The 19961-nt window shown below is 37.4% G+C and carries 20 protein-coding genes and 1 other annotated feature; of the genes, 4 read left to right on the top strand and 16 right to left on the bottom strand.

What is annotated here, in order from left to right; all coding sequences use genetic code 11:
• Positions 1–69 precede the first annotated feature (69 nt).
• Positions 70–306 (bottom strand) — a binding site (T-box leader).
• A gap of 231 nt (positions 307–537) precedes the next feature.
• Positions 538–1431 carry a PhzF family phenazine biosynthesis isomerase gene (locus ACFP65_RS01280; protein ID WP_379915160.1) on the top strand — a complete coding sequence of 298 codons (894 nt, stop codon included), beginning with the start codon at positions 538–540 and terminating at the stop codon, positions 1429–1431.
• A gap of 172 nt (positions 1432–1603) precedes the next feature.
• Here the strand turns inward: ACFP65_RS01280 and ACFP65_RS01275 are convergent, their stop codons facing one another.
• The 4 genes from ACFP65_RS01275 to ACFP65_RS01260 form a co-directional block, all read right to left on the bottom strand.
• Positions 1604–1888 (bottom strand): hypothetical protein, encoded by a 285-nt coding sequence (locus tag ACFP65_RS01275; RefSeq protein WP_379915158.1) that lies wholly within the window; start codon positions 1886–1888, stop codon positions 1604–1606.
• A 445-nt stretch (positions 1889–2333) separates the two neighbouring features.
• Positions 2334–2882: a GNAT family N-acetyltransferase gene (locus ACFP65_RS01270; protein ID WP_379915156.1), complete on the bottom strand. Its 549-nt coding sequence runs from the start codon at positions 2880–2882 to the stop codon at positions 2334–2336.
• Between the two features lie 187 nt (positions 2883–3069).
• Positions 3070–3444: an ASCH domain-containing protein gene (locus ACFP65_RS01265; protein ID WP_379915154.1), complete on the bottom strand. Its 375-nt coding sequence runs from the start codon at positions 3442–3444 to the stop codon at positions 3070–3072.
• 386 nt (positions 3445–3830) lie between these two features.
• Entirely contained in the window at positions 3831–4859 is a 1029-nt protein-coding gene (locus ACFP65_RS01260; RefSeq protein WP_379915152.1) for a Gfo/Idh/MocA family oxidoreductase, read from the bottom strand.
• Between the two features lie 195 nt (positions 4860–5054).
• On the opposite strand from ACFP65_RS01260, the gene ACFP65_RS01255 reads away from it, so the two are divergent.
• Positions 5055–5915, top strand: coding sequence for a MurR/RpiR family transcriptional regulator (locus tag ACFP65_RS01255; protein ID WP_379915150.1), 861 nt, complete (start codon positions 5055–5057; stop codon positions 5913–5915).
• A 79-nt stretch (positions 5916–5994) separates the two neighbouring features.
• Here the strand turns inward: ACFP65_RS01255 and ACFP65_RS01250 are convergent, their stop codons facing one another.
• The 9 genes from ACFP65_RS01250 to ACFP65_RS01210 all read right to left on the bottom strand — a co-directional run bounded on the left by ACFP65_RS01250 (position 5995) and on the right by ACFP65_RS01210 (position 14727).
• A complete protein-coding gene (locus ACFP65_RS01250) occupies positions 5995–7110 on the bottom strand; it encodes a lactate oxidase (RefSeq protein ID WP_379915147.1) in 1116 nt (371 codons plus the stop codon).
• Between the two features lie 101 nt (positions 7111–7211).
• On the bottom strand, positions 7212–7838 hold the full coding sequence (locus ACFP65_RS01245; RefSeq protein ID WP_379915145.1) for a class I SAM-dependent methyltransferase: 627 nt from the start codon (positions 7836–7838) through the stop codon (positions 7212–7214).
• Between the two features lie 37 nt (positions 7839–7875).
• Positions 7876–8094, bottom strand: coding sequence for a DUF6440 family protein (locus ACFP65_RS01240; RefSeq protein ID WP_379915143.1), 219 nt, complete (start codon positions 8092–8094; stop codon positions 7876–7878).
• Between the two features lie 169 nt (positions 8095–8263).
• Positions 8264–8971 (bottom strand): HAD family hydrolase, encoded by a 708-nt coding sequence (locus tag ACFP65_RS01235; RefSeq protein WP_379915141.1) that lies wholly within the window; start codon positions 8969–8971, stop codon positions 8264–8266.
• Positions 8968–10464, bottom strand: a complete 1497-nt coding sequence (locus tag ACFP65_RS01230) for a CehA/McbA family metallohydrolase (RefSeq protein WP_379915139.1) — start codon at positions 10462–10464, stop codon at positions 8968–8970. Before ACFP65_RS01230 ends, ACFP65_RS01235 begins: the two co-directional genes overlap by 4 nt.
• A gap of 3 nt (positions 10465–10467) precedes the next feature.
• Complete coding sequence (locus ACFP65_RS01225) at positions 10468–11793, bottom strand: extracellular solute-binding protein (protein ID WP_379915137.1); 1326 nt, start codon at positions 11791–11793, stop codon at positions 10468–10470.
• 41 nt (positions 11794–11834) lie between these two features.
• Entirely contained in the window at positions 11835–12737 is a 903-nt protein-coding gene (locus tag ACFP65_RS01220) for a carbohydrate ABC transporter permease (RefSeq protein WP_379915135.1), read from the bottom strand.
• 15 nt (positions 12738–12752) lie between these two features.
• The gene (locus ACFP65_RS01215; protein ID WP_379915233.1) at positions 12753–13634 is read right to left on the bottom strand and encodes a carbohydrate ABC transporter permease; all 882 of its coding nucleotides are present in this window, start codon (positions 13632–13634) and stop codon (positions 12753–12755) included.
• Positions 13635–13641: 7 nt separating this feature from the next.
• Positions 13642–14727, bottom strand: coding sequence for an ABC transporter ATP-binding protein (locus ACFP65_RS01210; RefSeq protein WP_379915133.1), 1086 nt, complete (start codon positions 14725–14727; stop codon positions 13642–13644).
• 168 nt (positions 14728–14895) lie between these two features.
• Here ACFP65_RS01210 and ACFP65_RS01205 point away from each other — a divergent pair, with 168 nt between their 5' ends.
• Together ACFP65_RS01205 and ACFP65_RS01200 are read left to right on the top strand one after the other, a co-directional pair.
• Positions 14896–15648 carry a DeoR/GlpR family DNA-binding transcription regulator gene (locus tag ACFP65_RS01205; RefSeq protein WP_379915131.1) on the top strand — a complete coding sequence of 251 codons (753 nt, stop codon included), beginning with the start codon at positions 14896–14898 and terminating at the stop codon, positions 15646–15648.
• Positions 15649–15779: 131 nt separating this feature from the next.
• Positions 15780–16322: a metallophosphoesterase gene (locus tag ACFP65_RS01200; RefSeq protein ID WP_379915129.1), complete on the top strand. Its 543-nt coding sequence runs from the start codon at positions 15780–15782 to the stop codon at positions 16320–16322.
• A 126-nt stretch (positions 16323–16448) separates the two neighbouring features.
• On the opposite strand, the gene ACFP65_RS01195 is transcribed toward ACFP65_RS01200, so the two are convergent.
• From ACFP65_RS01195 to ACFP65_RS01185, 3 genes are all read right to left on the bottom strand, one after another.
• The gene (locus ACFP65_RS01195) at positions 16449–17177 is read right to left on the bottom strand and encodes an amino acid ABC transporter ATP-binding protein (RefSeq protein ID WP_379915127.1); all 729 of its coding nucleotides are present in this window, start codon (positions 17175–17177) and stop codon (positions 16449–16451) included.
• Positions 17170–18633 (bottom strand): amino acid ABC transporter substrate-binding protein/permease, encoded by a 1464-nt coding sequence (locus ACFP65_RS01190; protein WP_379915125.1) that lies wholly within the window; start codon positions 18631–18633, stop codon positions 17170–17172. Before ACFP65_RS01190 ends, ACFP65_RS01195 begins: the two co-directional genes overlap by 8 nt.
• Positions 18634–18986: 353 nt before the next feature.
• Positions 18987–19958, bottom strand: coding sequence for a CehA/McbA family metallohydrolase (locus tag ACFP65_RS01185; protein WP_379915123.1), 972 nt, complete (start codon positions 19956–19958; stop codon positions 18987–18989).
• Positions 19959–19961: the final 3 nt, after the last annotated feature.

Here is a 19961-nt window from a genome sequence, read left to right as displayed (position 1 = left end):
CTCCATTCTGTGAGTCGTATTTAAAGAGATAATCCTCAGTAAACGCAAAAAAACTCCTAGGGAAAAATCCCTAGGAGTAATTAAACAATTACGGTGCCATCCTTTATGAAAGTATCATACTTTCTCTCAATTCGATATCCATTAATATCTAGTCTTTTAATGGAGACAACCATCTATATATCAATCTAAAATATCCATATAGAAGCTCAAAAGACTTGTTTCATCACTCTTCCTGTACCTATTCACACCAACCATAGGCTCTCTTAGACATTTCAAGTAACTACTCTTCTTTCTTAACGCTTTTTTAAATCGTATGAAGTTATAAATGAGTATATCATTGTTTTGATAGATGTCAAATTGATTTATAAAAAAATCCATCCCTACTATACGATGTTAATATTATCATAATTTCGCGTAGACTAAACACTTTCCAAAAGCTTTTCACTCCATAGATCGTTGCGACGCTAGTTGAGCAAGAACAGGTAAACAATGGTAAAATAGTTTAAATTACAGAGATAGAATCGGGGGAAACGAAGAGTGAATTCAGTAATGGTGTATCATTATGATGTATTCAATAAAGAAGCAAACAAAGGAAATCCTGCAGGTATTGTCCTAAATGGCGATGACTTAACAGATGAGATGATGCAAGAAGTTGCTTTAAGAGTAGGGTTCAATGAAACGGCTTTTCCAGTTAAATCTGATGTAGCTGACCTTAGAATACGATTTTTTACGCCAGGTTCTGAAGTAGATCTCTGCGGACACGCAACAATAGCGACAATCTTCGCGTTAAAAATAGAAGGATTATTGGGAGATAAAACAGCTATTACCATTGAGACGGCATCAGGCATACTTTCAGTACAGATCATTTTAACTTCAGATAATGAAATACTTATAGCGATGAAACAAATGCCTCCTCAATTCGAAGCTTTCAAAGGATCAAAAGAAGCCTTAGCAGATTTGATTGGGTTAACAACGGATGATTTTGATAATACCTTACCCATTTTATACGGCAGTACGGGTGCTTGGACCTTACTACTTCCCATAAAAAATCTTGAAGTATTCCGAAAGATGAAATCAAACAATACTTTATTCCCTGCTATATTAAGAGAAATACCTAAAGCAAGTATCCATCCTTTTTGTTTAGATACTTATAACCCTGATGCACACATGCATGGTCGCCACTTCTCTTCACCTTACTCCGGCTCAACAGAGGACCCCGTGACGGGAACTGCCTCCGGTATAATGGGCGCGTACTATGCCCAGTATATAAACAGCAATCTTGAAGACACACTCGATCTGATAGTGGAACAAGGACATGAAATAAAAAAAGAAGGTCAAGTAATGGTTCGGGTATCAAAAAACAAAGATAATATCGACGTAGAAATTGCTGGTACTGCAGTTTATGTGAATGAGTTTGAAGTAATTATTTAATAATGCTGTGCCATCGAGACGAGTGACAATCTAATTAATCTTTTTCTACGAAATAAGTATAAAAAAGAGCAAAATCTCTCAAAAGATTTTGTTCTTTTTATTTTAATATAGATTAAAGTAATAGTCATTTACAATTAAATAATACCGTCATATTTTTTAATTGTATTTCTAATTAAAATATAGTTGATACTCGCGCTTCGCCACCCTTGAAAATATTTGCAATACTTTTGCCTTTTATAAATAATTTGCTTAGATTTTCTTCAGTAACATCTGTAAAAGCTTCACCTATCTGAGTTGTTTTTTCCCATAGCGTATGCTGATCTGGACTATCGCTATCCAGAAAGTACAATGTTTCAGAATAATAGAATTCTATTTCTCTTCCTTTTTTCAGGTAATGGATTAAAGTATCTAAATTCATCCTTTGGTCTGAATTTTCAATATCATATTGAATAGCCATTATCTTTCTCCATTCTATTTTTGTTTAGTCTTATCACCATTTAGAAAAGTATGGTTATATGGGAATTTATAGGGGCTATCATGTAAGTAGTCAGTATCTTTGTCAGCTTTACTATTCTTGTCATAATACTTTCTTTGGTTAAGATTACCATCTTATATTGACTTTTTAGAAGATAAACTATCACCAGTATACAGTAATGGGCTGTCTCTTTGCTCTACTTTTTAGACGTTTAGAAGAGTGATCACCAGTTATTGTTCCACTTTCTTAGTATTATTATAAGCTCTTTCTGTAACAATAAGGTCATCATTTTACGTAAAAATTATCAGCTTTTAAAATATCAAAAAAGAATCCTATTCAAGTAGGATTCTTTTTTGATATTTAGGGAAGATTCGATAAATAAACTTTGATATGCAAGGTTGTGCAAACACTTAAGTATGCTATGTGATTATAGAAAATCTGATTTCAAGAGATAATACTCATTCATATCCCTGTATTCATCATACATAAAAACATCTTGTAGCTTAACTCCAACTAACTTAAACCCTGTTTTTAAAGCAACTTTATTGCTAGCGATATTCTTAGTATCAGCAAAAATAATTAATTTATTTAGTCCAAGCACCTCGAAAGAATAGGTACATAATCTTTTAACAGCTTTAGAAATAACATCCCTACCGGAATAACTTGAATGGATCCAGTATCCAATTTCAGCCTTTCCAGTGTTCAAATCCACTCTATGTAAATCAATACAACCAATAATTTCATTATCCATGGCTATGAAAAATAATTTATCTGTTCCGTTTGCTGCGCCAGTCATTTTCATTTTGAAATAATCGATTTGACTTGTTACATCAACAGAGCTGTCTACAAAACTTAAAAAAGTTCTTAAATGATCCCTGTCAGAATCGATTAAACTAAACACTTCGTCTGCCATACCTAATTCTGGAATCACTAGATTAAAATTTTTATCAATGCTTAACCCAAAGTACTTTTTCATAAAATATCTCCTTAAAAAATGTGTTTTTCGCTTCAAGACCCCTTAGAAAAGTAGTTATTGAACGAAATACTTGATACACGAGCTTATATACTTTCATACGCTTTACTATGACTATAAGAGACTATTTGTAAACTACTTCAAATTCTTCACAAACGACGGGGATATTTTCATGGATCTTAAGATTCTCTTATTCATACCATTGTGTAAATAATTTTGTATGCTCTTCTCTCCAAAATTTTAATGATCTATCGCCTTCGCCTTCTTTAAAAGCATGATCCGCTGAAACTTCCATGAATGGAACAATCGAGACCTTAGTCGTTTTCGTTATGCAGACAGCTTCATCTTTGCTGTTCAATATAATATTAAACTCATTCTCTTGCGGAATAGGATCGTTATCTACTGCGTATAACTCGTATGCAGAAGCTGTAGTCGTTTTAATATTTTTCACAGTCAGTTCCGCAAGTTCATCAACAAGTGTTCCATAGCACCATGCACTGTAATGACTATCCTTATATTCTGGTTGTTGCTTTACAAAATTCTCCCACATTTGTTCTGCGTTCATAAAAATCGCTCCCTTTACTATTTATAATTATAAGTTAGTATAGTTTAATTTCAAGCTCAGATTGTTACTTGATACTTGAATTATATAAAACAATATTCTAACTAGATTTTTATTGATTAAATTCAAAAAAGCAACATTCTATAAGTTTATTGCGTCTAGAACCTTGAGAAATCAAGGTTTCTCTTTTTTGATAAACTTAAAGACAAATAACGCAACGTTTCATTGTTGGTTGTTGTGTTTCAGGAATTAGAGTTATAAGTATTTTAAGTCTCGTGAAAGATTGAAAATTCACGAAACTTAATAGATCAAACAGCCCTAAGAGATTGGATTGAATCTCTTAGGGCTGTTTAAGGCTTGCAATTTCGTTCATAGCTTTCTTTTGAATTTTAACGGTTATTATCCAGCATTTGCTTGATGCCTTCTTCTAAAATCTCTATCTGACGAATCGTTTCTTCATCTTTCACGATTTTCTCTTTTCCATTGATCAGTGTTTCGTAAACACCTTGATAGATCCGGCTGTAGTCTCCTACTTCCGAAACCACTTTTTCTTCGTGGTATTGGCCTTCATCGTCTGTGTAATACAGTGTTCCATAATGTTCTGGTTGATCGACACCAAAGTCATCCTGTTCAGGCATGTAAAACAATTTTAAATGCTCTTCTTGACGGTCTTTTGTTTCTTTCACGAAAGTCCCTTTAGTCCCGTAAACCACAAAACTTGGACGTTCTTTCATTCTGAAATAACTGGATTTCACAGAGACCTTCAAGTTCTTTTCATAATGGAAATCTAAATCAAAGTAGTCATTCATTCGGTCAGCTCCTAAAAGTTGACGGACATCGTAATTGATTTTTCTTGGATTGCCAAAATAAGACAACACTTGATCCACTGTGTGACAGGCATGCGTATACATAAAGCTATCTAAAACATTAAAAGAAGTACTGGCTTCTGGCACTTCTGGACGGAAATAGTCAAAGTGCATATCCAATTCAAACACTTCTCCTAATACGCCACTCTCAATGATTTTTTGAACCGTTAAAAAGTCTGAATCAAATCGGCGATTTTGATAGCATTGTATAAATAAATCTTTTTCTTTTGCCAAGGCAAATAGTTCTCTTGCTTGTTCAGAAGTTTCTGAGAACGGCTTTTCGACTAACACATTTTTCCCGTTGTTCAGTGCTTCTTTCGCTAATGTATAATGACTTTGCGGTGGTGTAGAGATGACAACCAGTTGAATTTCTGGATCAGTCCAGATGTTCTGGATATCTTTTACATACTCTACACCGGGTATAGCCTCCCAAGGAGACTGATCTTTACGGGATAAAATTTTCTTGATGTTAATATCTTCAATTTTACTAGAAAATGGAATATGATATCGATTGGTACTTTTACCATTTCCAATATAAGCGATTGTAAGCATAAGCTTTCCTCCTATATAGTGAGCTCTTTTATTCTCATTTAACCATTTCCAAAAAAAGAAGTAAATGGAAGTCACGGAATAGGTACTTTATTCAAGCTCGGTCCATTTGAAATGAGTTTTTCAGGAATATTTTTTCATTCAGTCTAGATTGACAAAAAAAGCTAACTCAATCAGAATATAAAGAGGAGGACGACTATGCTGATTTCAACTGCACTTCAAGAACAAAAAGAATTCAATAATTCAGAAAAAACTCTGGCAGATTATATTTTGAACCATCGCGAGAGTGTCTTGGAATTTTCTATACAAACCTTAGCCCAACAGACTTTTACTTCCACCTCTACTATTGTTCGCTTTTGCCGTAAAATCGGGCTCAAGGGATACAAGGATTTTAAAATTAAATGGTCTGCGGAACTGCAAAAAGAATACAATGAGATCACCAACGTAAATCCGGATTTTCCTTTTACGGAAGATGATACTTATCCAGAAATTCAAAAAAAGATTTTAGAATTACTAACAGAATCTCTACATCAGACACATGCCATTACCTCAAATGAGCGTATGGGGAAAGCCGTTGATCTTTTACTGAACGCTAAACGGATTGGTATTTTTGCTTATGGCGATACGTATCTTCCTGCTTTGAATTTTCAAAATAAACTAATGAAGATTGATATGCCTGTTCAACTCTCTGTAATCCCTGGAGAAAATCGTCACCTGGCGGCTAATTTTGGCAAAGAAGATTGTGCTTTGATTCTCTCTTACAGCGGGGAAAGCAAAAACAATTACTTTATCACCAACATACTGAAAAAGAATAAGGCCAAGATTTTAGTGATTTCTGCAAATCCAGATTCTCATATCGCTCGTCTAGCTGATTTGCTTCTTCCTGTTGCTAAAAGCGAAAGCACTTCTGTGAAACTCTCAACCTTTTCATCTCAAGCCGCGATCGATTTTATTTTAAATACTCTCTATGGTTGTATTTTTGTCGCAAACTATGAAAAGAATCATACAAAGCGGATTGAATCGGAAACCTTACTTTTAGATGATCGATTTGACTCTTAAAACAGTACATTAAAAACCAGACTCACGAAACCCATTCCTTCTAAGATGGATTCGCTAGTCTGGTTTTATATAGATTTTTTTATTGAATATTACCGAATAATTTAGCTTTTTTAATATCTTCTACAGTCTGCGTTCCTGCCAGCTGCATGACACGTTTCAAGTCTGTCTCAAAGTATTCCAGCACAGAACGGACACCTTTCCATCCCCCAAGTGCTAATCCATAAAGCATTGGACGTCCCAGGGCTACGATATCCGCTCCACTAGCTATCGCTTTAAAAATATGCTCTCCGCGGCGAATCCCACTGTCAAAAATCACTGGAACTTCTCCTCCAATAGCTTTAGCAATCCCTTCAAGCGTATCGAATGAACCCGGTGCACCGTCTAACTGACGGCCTCCGTGATTGGATACCCAGATACCTGAAGCACCTGCTCGAATGGCAATCAAAGCATCTTCTGGCGTTTGAACACCTTTTACGATTATAGGTAATTCAGAGTAACTCGCTAAAAACTCCACATCTCTAGGGCTGATTTTCTGCTTGGATTGTGCGTAAATATTATTCAAAGACATGTTTTCTCCACTACCCGTTAAATAACGAGAAACGATCGGCATACCGAATGGATAAACAAATTGATTTCGGATGTCGGTTTCGCGGTTTCCACTTAAAGTCGCATCCGCAGTAAGAATAATCGCCGTAGCACCGTCTTTTTTCGCTTCATCTACAATCAGTTTGTTCAGTTCATCATCTTTACTCATATACAGCTGGAACCAGCGCGGCGCACCGTTTAACCCTTTTTCGATTTCTTCGAAAGTTGCTCCTGAATAAGCACTGATCGACATGATGGTGCCAAACTCTGCGACTCCCTTGGCTGTTCCCGCTTCTTTTGTTTCGTGTGCTAATCCATGAGCTGCGATTGGTGCCATAATAAACGGCGCTTTGATTTTGTGTCCTAAGATGGTCGTTCTCAAATCCGGATTCTCTACATCTGCAAGTACACGGGGCAAAATGCCTTTATGGTTAAAAGATTCTACGTTTTGTTTCTTTGTGTACTCATCTCCAGAACCACCAGAAATATAGCCGTAACCGCCTTTTGGTATGACTGCTCTAGCCTCTTCCTCCAAATCATACACGTTCACAATGTCTAACGCTTTAATTTCTGTTGGTGCATCGTATGTTTTTTTGCTTTCTACTGTCATCTTATCCCTCCTATTTTTTATAAACGTTAGTTGTATTTGATACCTTTACTTCCTTAAACGAAGATCCTCTGTAAAATATGCTTATACTTATTATAAACCCGTCATTTTGTGATAACGAATACTCCAGCACAATGGGATTTAGCGTAAAAACTACAATTAGCCAGACCTTTCAAAGCTTTTGTGATTTCGTCAGCAACTAGGTAAAATTCATCCTCATCCCAAGAACTCTGGTAAATTTGCCTAGACGCATTTAACGCTTCTCTTGTCTGATAAGCGACGTCTCCAATAAACAGTTCACCTTCATCTTTCAGTGTACTGATCAACTTTTTAATAAAGGTCACTTTATCTTTATCAGATAAATGATGTAGTGCATATGTACTCACGATAAAGTCATACTGATTTGTCGTGACCTGTTCAGGTAATCCATTAGAAATATCCCATTCCATTAGGTTGGCTGAGGGCATTTTCTCTTTTGCTATAGCCATCATTTTAGCTGAAAAATCAATTCCGCTTATTTCATAACCTTTTTCGTATAACTTTTCCGTCAACGTACCTGTACCAAATCCTATATCCAATACTTTCGAATTTGGACGCTTCATGATCTCGTTATAAATACTGTTCAAGACACTTTTATACCCAGCGAATGGATACGCATTATTTTCTTCCGTTACTTCTACTGTTTTATCATATTCTTCTGCCCACAAATCAAAGCCTGTGCTATCTAACAAATCATTTCCCCCTATGTTTCAAAAATCTTTACCTTTTTTAGTTGTTCGGATGGTGCTCTATCACAACTCTACCTTGTGCATCCAATAAAGGCGTTATACTACTCCCAGCCCCTACCCATGTTTGTAAATAATGTACGCCGGTTACTTGATCGACGACAATAGAATATTGTCCTAGATCATCGACTGCTTCAGTCGTTTTCACAACAAATCGTTTTTCAGTTGTATTCTCTGCAATATTTTTGTCTTTTCCAAACATTTAAGCTCACTCCATCCTTAAATTGAATCATTAATGAACGCTAGACTATTTGCACATTCTTAATCTAACTAGGTAAGTCTACTGTATACCTTTACATCTATTATTTCAATCATCTTTCACAAAAAAATCTACAGCTAAGAGTTCTCACTCATTAACTGTAGATTATCTTTTAACGACCCATTTTAAATGTCTCTCGTAACAGAGGAATCAAATCATCTAGCGAATCCACGATATAATCTGTATACTCCGAAAGCTCTGCTCGTGTCCCCGCTCCTGATAAAACCGCGATTCCTGCATAACAATGTTTGGAAAATTCCATATCCGCTACTGAATCACCGATATGAATCACTTCGTTTTTTTTCAATCCCGTACTCATACAGAATGCATCTAGCATCTCAACATCCGGTTTCGCTCGGAACTGTTCACTTGTCCCTAAAAAGTCGATATCCTCTCTCACGCCAAGATACTGTGCCGTCCACTCTGTTACATCCAAGTCATCTGCCGTAGCAATTCCTATTTTGATGCCTGCCGATTTCAATTCTTGAAAAAGGGCTTTTAAATTTGTCAGCGGAATTAGTGCTTCTGGGTGCGCAATCGTCCATTTGTGGTAATGCTCACGCAACTGTTTTAAAATATCTTCTTGATCCATCTTGTTCTCTAGTGATATGACTTCAGCGATATCAATCGATGTTCCGCTAGCAATCGGACTATTAGGAACGAGCTCTCCATTGACAAAACCGATTTGCTTTAATGTTCGGTCACTAGCTTGCTCATCAAGTTCAAAAGCATTTTTCAAAAAATCAATTGTTCCTAGTTCCCATGTCTCACTGAACTCTACTAAAGTACCATCCTTATCAAACAGAATTCCTTTAATCATACAGATTCCACTACATCCTTCCACGTCAGTAGCTTCGGCTCTTTTTCACCGAAGAATACTGGATTTGAAAAGGCGAGTAGTTCTCCCTTTGAGCTGCGTACAGTCACACGAATATAATGATACTGATTTGGCTCCAGCGTAAAGATTTGGCTATCCTCTTTTTGACTCGTCGTAGTGATAACCGAACCATCTACTGTCCACTCGATTTGAATACCTGTGGCGTCAGTAGGTGTTTGAACCACGCAAGATGCGGATATTTCTTTCTCCCAATCTAAAAAGTGATCTCCAATGGTACCACCATTAACGGTTAAGTCAATCTCGTAGCCAAAACGACTGACAAATACCTTCCCTGCAGCAACACCAGCTTTCAATGCTTTTCCATTCAAGGCTTCAGACCAAACATAAGTGGCAGGATCCCCAATAAGGGATGGTAGACTACTATCCGGATATTTTTCCACTGGCAACAGATGAGAATCTGACCCTCCGATTCCAGTGATTTTGTGTCCGTCTTCAAGTAATCTATCCCAAGTCTTCAGAGCCATCTCTGTTGCTTCGATATTATCTTTGTATGTTGGATCATTCCAGATTTCCAGACTGTCCATCTTTGATATTGGCAGTGTTTCAGCTAACCATTTCCACTGTGTTAAAAAAGGATGATTAACCGAATTGAGATGTTGCTCTTCTATCTGTTTGTTGAATGACGAAACAAGTTCTGTTTCTTTGTCCAATACCTGGTACCCTTTATTCTGGAAAGGATGTGTCAATCCAAACAAGCGATTGTAATGACCTAAATCAGAAGTGACTTCAACTCCCGGCAAGACTAGACAATTAAAAGAAAGCGGCCATGAAGTCGGCATCAAATCATGATCCGTTGCCACAAAAAAGTCGAGATCTTGTTTAACGGCTTGTTCCATATTCTGTTCACGTGTCATTTTTCCATCTGAAAATACCGTATGTGTATGGAAGTCTCCTTTGTACCATCTGGCTGTTGTTTCCAGCGTTCGTTCCAAGACTGCTTCATCCAATTCAAAGATGCTAGACCCTTCTTTTTTCCAACTTACTTCATAAGGACGGTGGTTTGGTACTGTACCTGCTTGTCCACCCGTAAGATATTCAATGTCTATTTCTCCAAGAATCGCTTCTGTTTCTTGCTTGTCTGAAATATTGAGTTTATATTCAATTCGCCATTGACCTTTGTGAATGGTGCCCGGCAAAGTGTTCAAGTCCCCTTTTTGAAAAGAAAGATTTTTGATTTCTTCGATATCTGTTCGCTGAACGATGTCTGTGTCCAGTATACTAACCGATCCGGTCGAGGCAATACCACTTTTTTGGGCGCGCAGAATACCTTTATCGTCGAACACTAAAAATCTTAACCAGGAAACTTGCTTTAATTTATACTGAACCTTGATTTGTTCTATCTGTGCTGGCACGTCAAAGGTATGGACGGCCTGATAGCTTGTTTGTTCTGCTTCTTTTTTAATTTCCCACGTCATACATTATTCTCCTTGTGCAGCATCCAATGCTTCTTGTGCAACTTGTTTGGCTTCTTTTAACGCTTCTTCGGCAGAAATATTTTCAAGCTCTACTTTGTCCGCTGCAATCGTTAAAGCATCTGTTATTTGTCCGCCTGTTGGATCCAAGAAGCTTGCTGAGGCAGTCTGTGCTTGTTCAAACGGTATACCAAAAGCTGGATTTTCTTCAACGTAGGTCATGTATTCTTCGTTCGCCAACGTTGATTCTCTTACAGGGATATATCCAATCGCTTTTGTCCATTCTACTTGTGACTCTACACTTGTAAAGAATTCAGCGAAAGCAAATCCTGCAGCTTGTTCTGCTTCATCAGATGAACTTGGCATAGATAAATATAGAGCATTGGCTGCCGGAGCTGGAGCATTTCCGTTCATTCCTGGTTGTACTTTTGAGTCAATAATATCAAAGTCCAGATCTCCTTTATCACCTGATGAACCTAGGTACCCACCGATTTGACCTTGAATCACTTCATCAATTGTACGGTACCAGTATTCCCAGCCTTCTCCCCCAAAGTTCAGCTTGAACGTCTCGTCGTCATGAATCGCGCCACGAACCATTTCCCAGGCTTCGATCCATTCTGGAGAATCAATCATCACTTCGTCTCCTGCTTCATTCAAAATCTCGCCACCATTGCTTCGTGCGATGTCCATCAAATTCGCTGCACCCCACATTGGCGCAAATCCATAATCAACTGCACCTTCCTCTTGTAGCGTTTGACTAGCTTCTAACAAATTTTCCCAAGAAGCAAAAGCTTCATCTGCATCTACGCCCGCTTCTTCAAAGATATCGGAGCGATAATACATCACTTGCGTTGTTCCATAAGCTGGAATGGCATACAGCGTATCGTCAACATGTGCCTGTTCCATGAAAGCATCTAAGAGATCGTCTTGGTTGAAATCCATTGCTTGTTCAATAAAGGGGTCTAGTGGTGCAAGTGCCTGGCTATCTCCGAGTGTATTCACGTATCTATTTTCAAGAAGTACTAGCCCAGGTGCAGTTTGAGAAGCAATCGCTGCTTGCAAGTTCTGATACGTTTCTGAGTAATCTGCTTGTTGCACGCCTTTGATCACGTACTGATCTTGAGAATCATTGAAGGCGCTGATGATTTCTTCCATTTTTTCTCCTGCATTACTACCCAAGCCATACCAGAACTCTGTTTCAACGGTCCCTTCTGCTTCAACACTCGTACCCGTTTCTGATTGCGCTCCATTACCACAAGCCGTTAACAACATACCTGCACCTACTAATCCTGTTAGTGCCGCTTTTTTGTTTTGAATCATCCATTTATACATGTATTTTCCTCTTTTCTTTTTATATAATTTTTTAAGTTACGTTAACCTTTGATTCCTGTATCGCCAATGCCTTTAATTAGCCATTTTTGGAAAATCAAAAAGATTATAAATAGTGGCAAAATGGTGATGACGTTCGCTGCCATAATGGCCGGAAGATTATTTGAAAAAGATCCTTGCGAAGTATAAAACTGTCTCAATCCAACGGTCACCAGATAATTTTCCTGACTTCTTGCAACCAGTGAAGGCCACAAGTAGTTGTTATACATTTGGATAAATGAAATCAACGACATAATGAAAATGGTAGATTTTCTAAGGGGTGCTACGATTTTCCACAAAATACTCCAGTCGCTTGCCCCTTCCATTCGCGCGGCTTCAATTAGTTCACCCGGAATCGTTCTAAATGCCTGCCAAAGTAAGAACACGCTAAAGACACTGGCTGCATTAGAGACTACGATCCCTGTCAACGTATCTAGTAGATTTAAACGTGCTAAGATAATGTAACTAGGAACATACGTAACGGCAGTAGGTAGCATATAAGAAATCAGTAGACTGTTGAAAATAAAAGAGCGTCCTTTGAATTTTATATGTGTCAACCCGTACGCCAGCATACAAGAGAATCCTGCCTGTAATAATACAATGGCAATAGAGGTCACCAGACTATTCATCATATAAAGTCCAAACGGTGCGAGTTCAAGTGCTCTTGAGAAGTTACTCCATTGAAATTCTTTTGGGAATAGCGTGAACGGTACTGCAAGAAGTTCACTTGGAGATTTCAAGGAGCTCAGTAACATCCAGACAAGGGGGAACACAGTCATAAAAGCAAATCCTATTAAAACTGAATAAATGATGACTTTTTTAGTTAAGTCAATCGTCTTTTCTTTTTTCCATTCTTTTTCCTGCGCATCTGTCATGGAGACCGGCTGCGATAAATGGTTTATTTTCATGTTTTCACCTCCTGATTATTGATAGTGGACCCAATACTTAGATAAGCCGAATTGTAATAACGAAATCAAACCTGTAATCACTAAGATAATTGTTGCCAGTGCGGTTGCCATGCCCATATCAAACTGCTCAAACGCTAATTGGTAGTAGTAATACAATAAAGTTCTTGTGCTTCCTGAAGGGCCACCTTGAGTCATAACTTGAATCTGATCATAGGCCTGCAAAGAAGAGATAATTGTGGTTACAATCAGGAACAGACTTGTTGGTGATGTATATGGTAAGTAAACCGTTTTGATCATCTGCCATGGGCCAGTACCTTCGAGCTGACAAACTTCAATAATATCCTTTGGAATTCTTTCAATCGCATCACAGTAAAACAACATACACCAACCGATCCCTTTCCAGACCGTTACGATAATGATTGCCCACATTGCATATTCTGAGCTTTGCAACCAAGCTGGTTGCGGAAGATTGAACCATCCGAGAACCTGATTCAGTACACCGATATCTGGTTGAAAGATCCATGACCAAACGATCGAGATGGCTACAGTAGGCGTAAACCAAGGACTGAAAATTAATGTTTTTAAAAGACTACGCCCCTTGTCTATCTGCTGAACTAAGATAGCTGCCAGAAATCCGAGTATGATTGTAGGAACCACAGTCCATAACGTGAACACAAAGGTATTTTTAAGAACTTCATGAAATACGGATGAGCTCATAATCGTTTGATAATTACCAATGCCTACTGATTCTATCACTGGGCTGATATAGTCCCAGTCAGTCGTGCTTAACCAGAACGAGACAGCTAATGGGACAAACCAGAAAATTAATAACGGCACTAGCGGAAGTACAATAAAAATACTCAAATTCCCAAAAAACTTTAAAGATTTGTGTTTCATCACTGATTTATCCTCCTATCTTTCCTCTAGAAAATACAGTTTCTTCCGTTTGCGTATCAAATAAGTACCCTTGATCTAATTTCAAATCGACTGTTACAGAATCTCCTTGTTCAACTTCTTCTATTGCAGGGATTTTGCCAACCACTGTTTGTCCAATCCCTTCCAAAGAAAAATGAACCAATAGCTCTGCTCCAAGTCGTTCTACGTATTCGATTTTTGCCGGTGTTCCCCGTCCTTCTTTTGAAATCTGAACTTTTTCGGGACGAATACCAAATGTATACCTATCTTCCTTTAAATTCTCGCTGACTGTTCCCATTAAATACGAACCAAGATAGATTTGTCCATCTACAACAGTCACATCTAAAAAGTTCATAGAAGGTGTACCCATAAATCCGGCTACAAATTGATTTTTTGGTTCTTCGTAAATCTCTAATGGTGTACCTACTTGTTGGATGATTCCTTTATTAAGTACAACGATCTTCGTTGCCATCGTCATTGCTTCTACTTGGTCATGTGTGACATAAACCATAGTTGCTCCTAATTTTCGATGTAAGCTCGTAATTTCTTCTCTCATCTTTGTTCTCAATTTAGCGTCTAAATTGGACAAAGGTTCATCCATTAATATTAAGTTCATATCTTTAATGATTGCTCTGCCTAGCGCTACTCTTTGTTTTTGACCACCCGAAAGCTCTTTAGGTTTTCGCTGTAAGTAATCCTCTAGACCTACAATTTTACTAACCTCAGCCACTTTTTCTTTCACGATAGTCTTTTTTGTTTTTCTCACGTTTAGTCCAAAAGCAATGTTGTCTGCCACAGTCATATGTGGAAACAACGCATAATTTTGAAACACCATCGCTAAATTTCTATTTTCCGGTTTCACGTAATTCATCAATTGATGATCAATATACAGTTCTCCTGCAGTAATCTTTTCTAGTCCAGCAATCATTCTAAGGGTTGTGGATTTCCCACAACCTGAAGGACCAACTAATACAACAAACTCCTTATCATTTACAGTCAAATCAATTTGGTTAACGGCTAATTCTGTTGAATCAGCATATGTTTTGGATAATTTTTTAAGTTCAATCGTTGCCATTTATCTATTCGCTCTCCTTCCAAGTTCTAGTTTAGAAAACCAGTGTGTATTTTAAGTAAATTAGAAGTAAATTAAGTGGTTTTTGTGTGTGATTTATATGTAAAAACCAAATAACCCCACAAAATTTAGTAAGCTATACACATAAGAAACGAAAGAAAGAGGGACAGTATGAACGCAAGACAAGAAAATATCGTTAAATACTTTCACACACACCGAACCGTCAAAAACAACACACTTGCAGAAGAGTTCAATGTTTCACTGGAAACGATTCGTAGGGATCTGATGTACCTTGAAAAACAAAACATCATCATCCGTATGCATGGTGGTGCTTATTTGAACAGAGAATTTGTACATGAAACAGATTATTTATACCGTGCAAACTTGAATTCTGTTAAAAAGAAAGTCATCGCTGAAAAAGCCATTCATTTTGTGAAAGAGAATGAGGTCATTGGTTTAGATGTTAGTACGACAAATACTCAAATCGCTATTGAACTGACTCAGCATTTTAAAAATCTGACGATTCTGACAAACTCGATTGTAATCGCCATTGAACTAGCGAAAAGAAGTTCCTTTCAATTGATTTTGCCAGGAGGTTCCGTTAGAAACGAAGAACTCTGTTTTGTAGGAGAGTCTAGTGCGGAGTTTTTCAAGCAATTCCACATGGATGTGTTTTTTATGAGTTTCAGTGGTGTATCCTTGGAATCAGGATTTACAGATTACGGCTTTGGGGAATCACAACTAAAGAAGGCGATGTTCAAGCAAGCGAACCGTATCTACGGAGTCGGCGACTCAAGTAAATTTAGTATCCATTCCTTACTGAATGTCGCCCCATTAATGGGGGTTGAGGGTATTATTACGGACGATGCTCTTGAAGAAAGTACACGTCATGATTTTGAAGTCTGTGGTGTGAATATTTTTTAATAAATTAAATAAATAGTAGTATCTAATACTTTATTGCCTATTCAATTACAACTAGCTTGCATCTAACCAGAAATTTTCGGTATATTAAAAGGACAAACCGTTAGGAAAAAAGAATATGAAGGATACAATGTATGAAATATTTTATCGCAGATATGCACTTCTTTCACGAAAATGTCATTGAATTCAGCCATCGACCTTTTAAGGATGTAGCTGATATGAACGATCAACTAATTAATAATTGGAACAGTGTCGTTCAATCTCCGAAAGACGAAGTTTATATAGTAGGAGATTTCTTATATAGAGGGACTGGCGAGCAAGCCAATGCCATATTGAAAAAGCTACGAGGCAAAAAATATTTAGTTAAAGGTAACCATGAACAATACCTTAAAGATAAAGAGTTTGATCATAGTCATTTTGAGTGGGTCAAAGACTACCACACACTCAAATACTATAAAAGAAAATTCGTCTTGTTTCATTATCCTATTTTGGAATGGGACGGCTATTTTCGCGGATCAATCCATCTTTACGGCCATGTACACGATACACAGACGACTCACTTTGAAACAACCTTAGGACCAAGAGCCGTCAATATCGGCGCAGACATGATTGCATATAAACCTATCAGTATTGACGAGGTTATGGAACTGGTAGATACTAAGTTATCTGCAGAATAATCGATTAAATAGTACGCAACAGGGTGACATCTGACAAATACTATAATCATTGAAAAAAAGACCTGCAGAAGAAATCGAACATGATTTCTTTTGCAGGTCTATGCGTTTAAGTGAAACGTTGATTGTTTATAGTACTTTATCTAAAAAGTCACGTGTTCTTTCACTTTGTGGATTATTGAAGATTTGTTCCGGCGTACCGACTTCAACAATATTTCCTTCATCCATAAAGACGATACGGTCTGCCATTTCTCTGGCAAAGCCCATTTCATGCGTTACAACGATCATCGTCATGCCTTCTTGAGCTAATTTCTTCATGGCTCCAAGTACTTCTCCTACCATTTCAGGGTCCAATGCACTTGTTGGTTCATCGAACAGCATAATGTCAGGATCCATGGCTAAAGCTCTGGCTATTGCCACACGTTGCTTTTGTCCACCAGATAATGAACTCGGATAGGCATCCGCTTTGTCTTCCATACCAACACTTTCTAATAATTTCATAGCCAAGTTTTTGCTATCACTGTCAGATACATTCAATAATTGTTTAGGTGCCAACGTAATGTTGTCTGTTACTGATAAGTGCGGGAATAGATTGAACTGCTGGAATACCATACCAATATTTTCACGTACTTTATTGATGTTTTGAGAAGGATCAGTCAGGTCATGATCATCTACAATCACTTTTCCTGCACTCACTTCTTCAAGCAAGTTCATGCAGCGTAAGAATGTACTTTTACCTGAGCCAGAAGGACCGATGATGACAACAACTTCACCCTCTTTTACTTCCAAATCTAGTCCTTTTAATACTTCTAAATCGCCAAAGCTTTTTCTTAATTGTTCTGTTCTAAGTTTAGTCATTTGCTACTAATCTCCTTTCAATCAGATTAGATAGTTTCGTTAACAAAGTAATGATAATCAAGTAAATTAAAGCAACAATGATCCACATTGGTCCCGACTGATAAGAACGGGCAATAATGATTCGACCAGTCTGTGTTAATTCTACAATTCCAATAACCGATAGAATCGATGTATCTTTCAAAGTAATAACTAGTTGATTGATCAAAGATGGAATCATAATCTTGATGGCTTGAGGTAATACAACTTTACGCATAGAAACGCCATAAGGAAGTCCTAAACTGCGAGCAGCTTCAAGCTGACCTTTTTCAACTGCTGCAATACCACCTCGGACTTGCTCGGCGATATAAGCTGTCGTGTTCAGACTAAGCGTCACCACACCAGCCATAAAAGCTGTAATTTGTATTCCAAGCAATTGTGGAACCGTGAAGTACATAAAGAAAGCTAGTACGATCAATGGAATTCCGCGTAAAACCGTTACATACAAATCTGCAATAACGTTCAAAATCTTGCTAGGTGTTGCACTGAACAAACCAATAATGGTTCCGGCAATCAAAGCAATCGCAAATGAAATCAGTGTCAGCACTAATGTACGACCAAGTCCAGACATCAAGTTTCCGAAATTATTTTGAAGCAAACCGAAGAATCCAAGACTTTGACCAGGTTGAACACTATCGCCCAAGTAAGTTTGCACAATTTCTTCATAAGTTCCATTTTCTTGGATATTCACTAGACCGGCATTGAACATTTCAATTAGCTCCGGATTTGCCCCTTTATTAACGGCAAAGCCATAAGAATCTCCATCTTCTGGATTTGTGGGAAAGCTTAACTCAAGGCCTTGTTGAATCGCATAAGCCATTACAGGATAATCTTCGATAACTGCATCAGAGTGTCTAGAGATAACATCTTCATACATACCCGCTGAATCTTCAAACTGGTTGATTTCAAAGTCATAGCTTTCTTGAAGTTCTGCTGCAAGTTCCGCTCCAGTTGTTCCAACTTTTACGGCTACTGTTTTACCATCAAGGTCTTCATAGCCATTAATTTCGTCATTATCTTCACGAATAGCCATTACGGGACCGGCATCGAAATACGGATCCGAGAAGTCAAATGCTTCTTCACGTTCCGGCGTGATACTCATCGCCGCAATCATACCGTCAACCTGGTTCGACTCAAGTGCTTGAAGTCCTGCACTGAAGTTCATCGGTCTCAAATCAAATTCAAAACCTTGATCTTCTGCGATTGCTGTCAAGATATCAACGTCTATTCCGATATAATTCCCATCTTCATCCTGAAACTCAAATGGTGCGAATGTGACATCTGTAGCGATTGTATAGTTCTGTCCTGTTTCAGCTGCATCCACTTTTACAGGAGATAAAACTAAATTTAATAACAATGTAAATAAAAATAGCATTCCTATTGAGACTTTATTCTTCCTTTTAATTTTCATAATATTCATTAGTACCCCTTTCAATTTTCAATACGACAATACTTAATTATACAGCATGCATCCACCTGAAACAATCGAGAGACCCTCTTGAGACACTATAATTATTAAATAAATATGAGAATAACTTTAGATTATTAGTTAATGTGCTTTACATGTCAGTCCTTTTATGAAATTCGACACTGTTAATTAGATAATAATGAATACTTTCAACTGAATATAATCTAAACTGTTTTTCGATTTTTATAAGTTAATCAGTATAAATATACATATGTGCGTATATTTAATTTTTAAAACATACCCACTTTAAGTAAAAAAATCTACCTTGTCGTAACGATAGATTTTTCAAGAGCACTTTTATTAAATTATTTTAGATAGACTGGGTTACCAATCGTTAGTCGAACATCTTCCTGGTTTTGATACCTTCCGCTAATTTCAACTCTAACGTAGCCTCTAACTAATGTTTTATCGAACCGAAACGATGCACTTGTTTTCGAAAGTTTTATATCTTCTATAATCATTTCGTTTTGAATGACACGTATACGCTTTGGCTCAATATCCAACTCCTTTAAAAGCGGTAAATTTGGTTCAAGACAAGATACTGATATAGTATACGTTCCTGCTGGCACCTTATCGCCAAATGAATAGTTTATGTTCTGACTCGTTAATGTCCATTCTAGTCGAGGAGCTAAAGTAATGTACATGGATCCTTTCTTAAGTGCTGCTTTCATTGTGCTTTGTTCTAATTTTTCCGGTACTTGAACATAAGTAATCCCCGGAAGCAATCCTTTTGCATCTGGACGGTGCCAATCCCTTCCGGCAGAACAAGAAATTTCTATACCTGACTTCAATTTACTCGTCCACAATTCATATGCTTTTTCGCTCCAGAACTGTTTGTGCGGAGCCGTTCGATTCCATATCTCAATATAATCTACTTTCGACCAATCTCGTACTTGAAACTCCCAATGACAACCGGTACAAATTGGATTCCCAATAGCGAAAGGATGTGCAATACCTACTAATCCTTCTGCCTCTTTTACTTGATTGATATGATAATCAATAGACTCAATCGTCGCTGTTCTCCAGTCAACAAATTTTTTCGGATCATGGACTAGCATATGTCCAAAGTAGGTTGTCCATTCAATTCCTCTAAGGATAATCAATTTTTGATCTAACAATTTATCTACTATTTCTTCGTAACCTGAATACGTATTATGATCCGTTAAAATCAATCCTTTATATCCAAAGTCCAAAGCGGATTCAACTAATTCTGTTACTGAAAAATCCCCATCACTATGGTGGGTATGGGCATGTAATTCTACTGGATACTGATTCATCTG

This window comes from Marinilactibacillus sp. GCM10026970, assembly GCF_042660675.1.
GTDB lineage: Bacteria > Bacillota > Bacilli > Lactobacillales > Carnobacteriaceae_A > Marinilactibacillus.
Note: the sequence above shows the minus strand (reverse complement) of the source record. Positions and strands in the feature narration are given on the sequence as shown.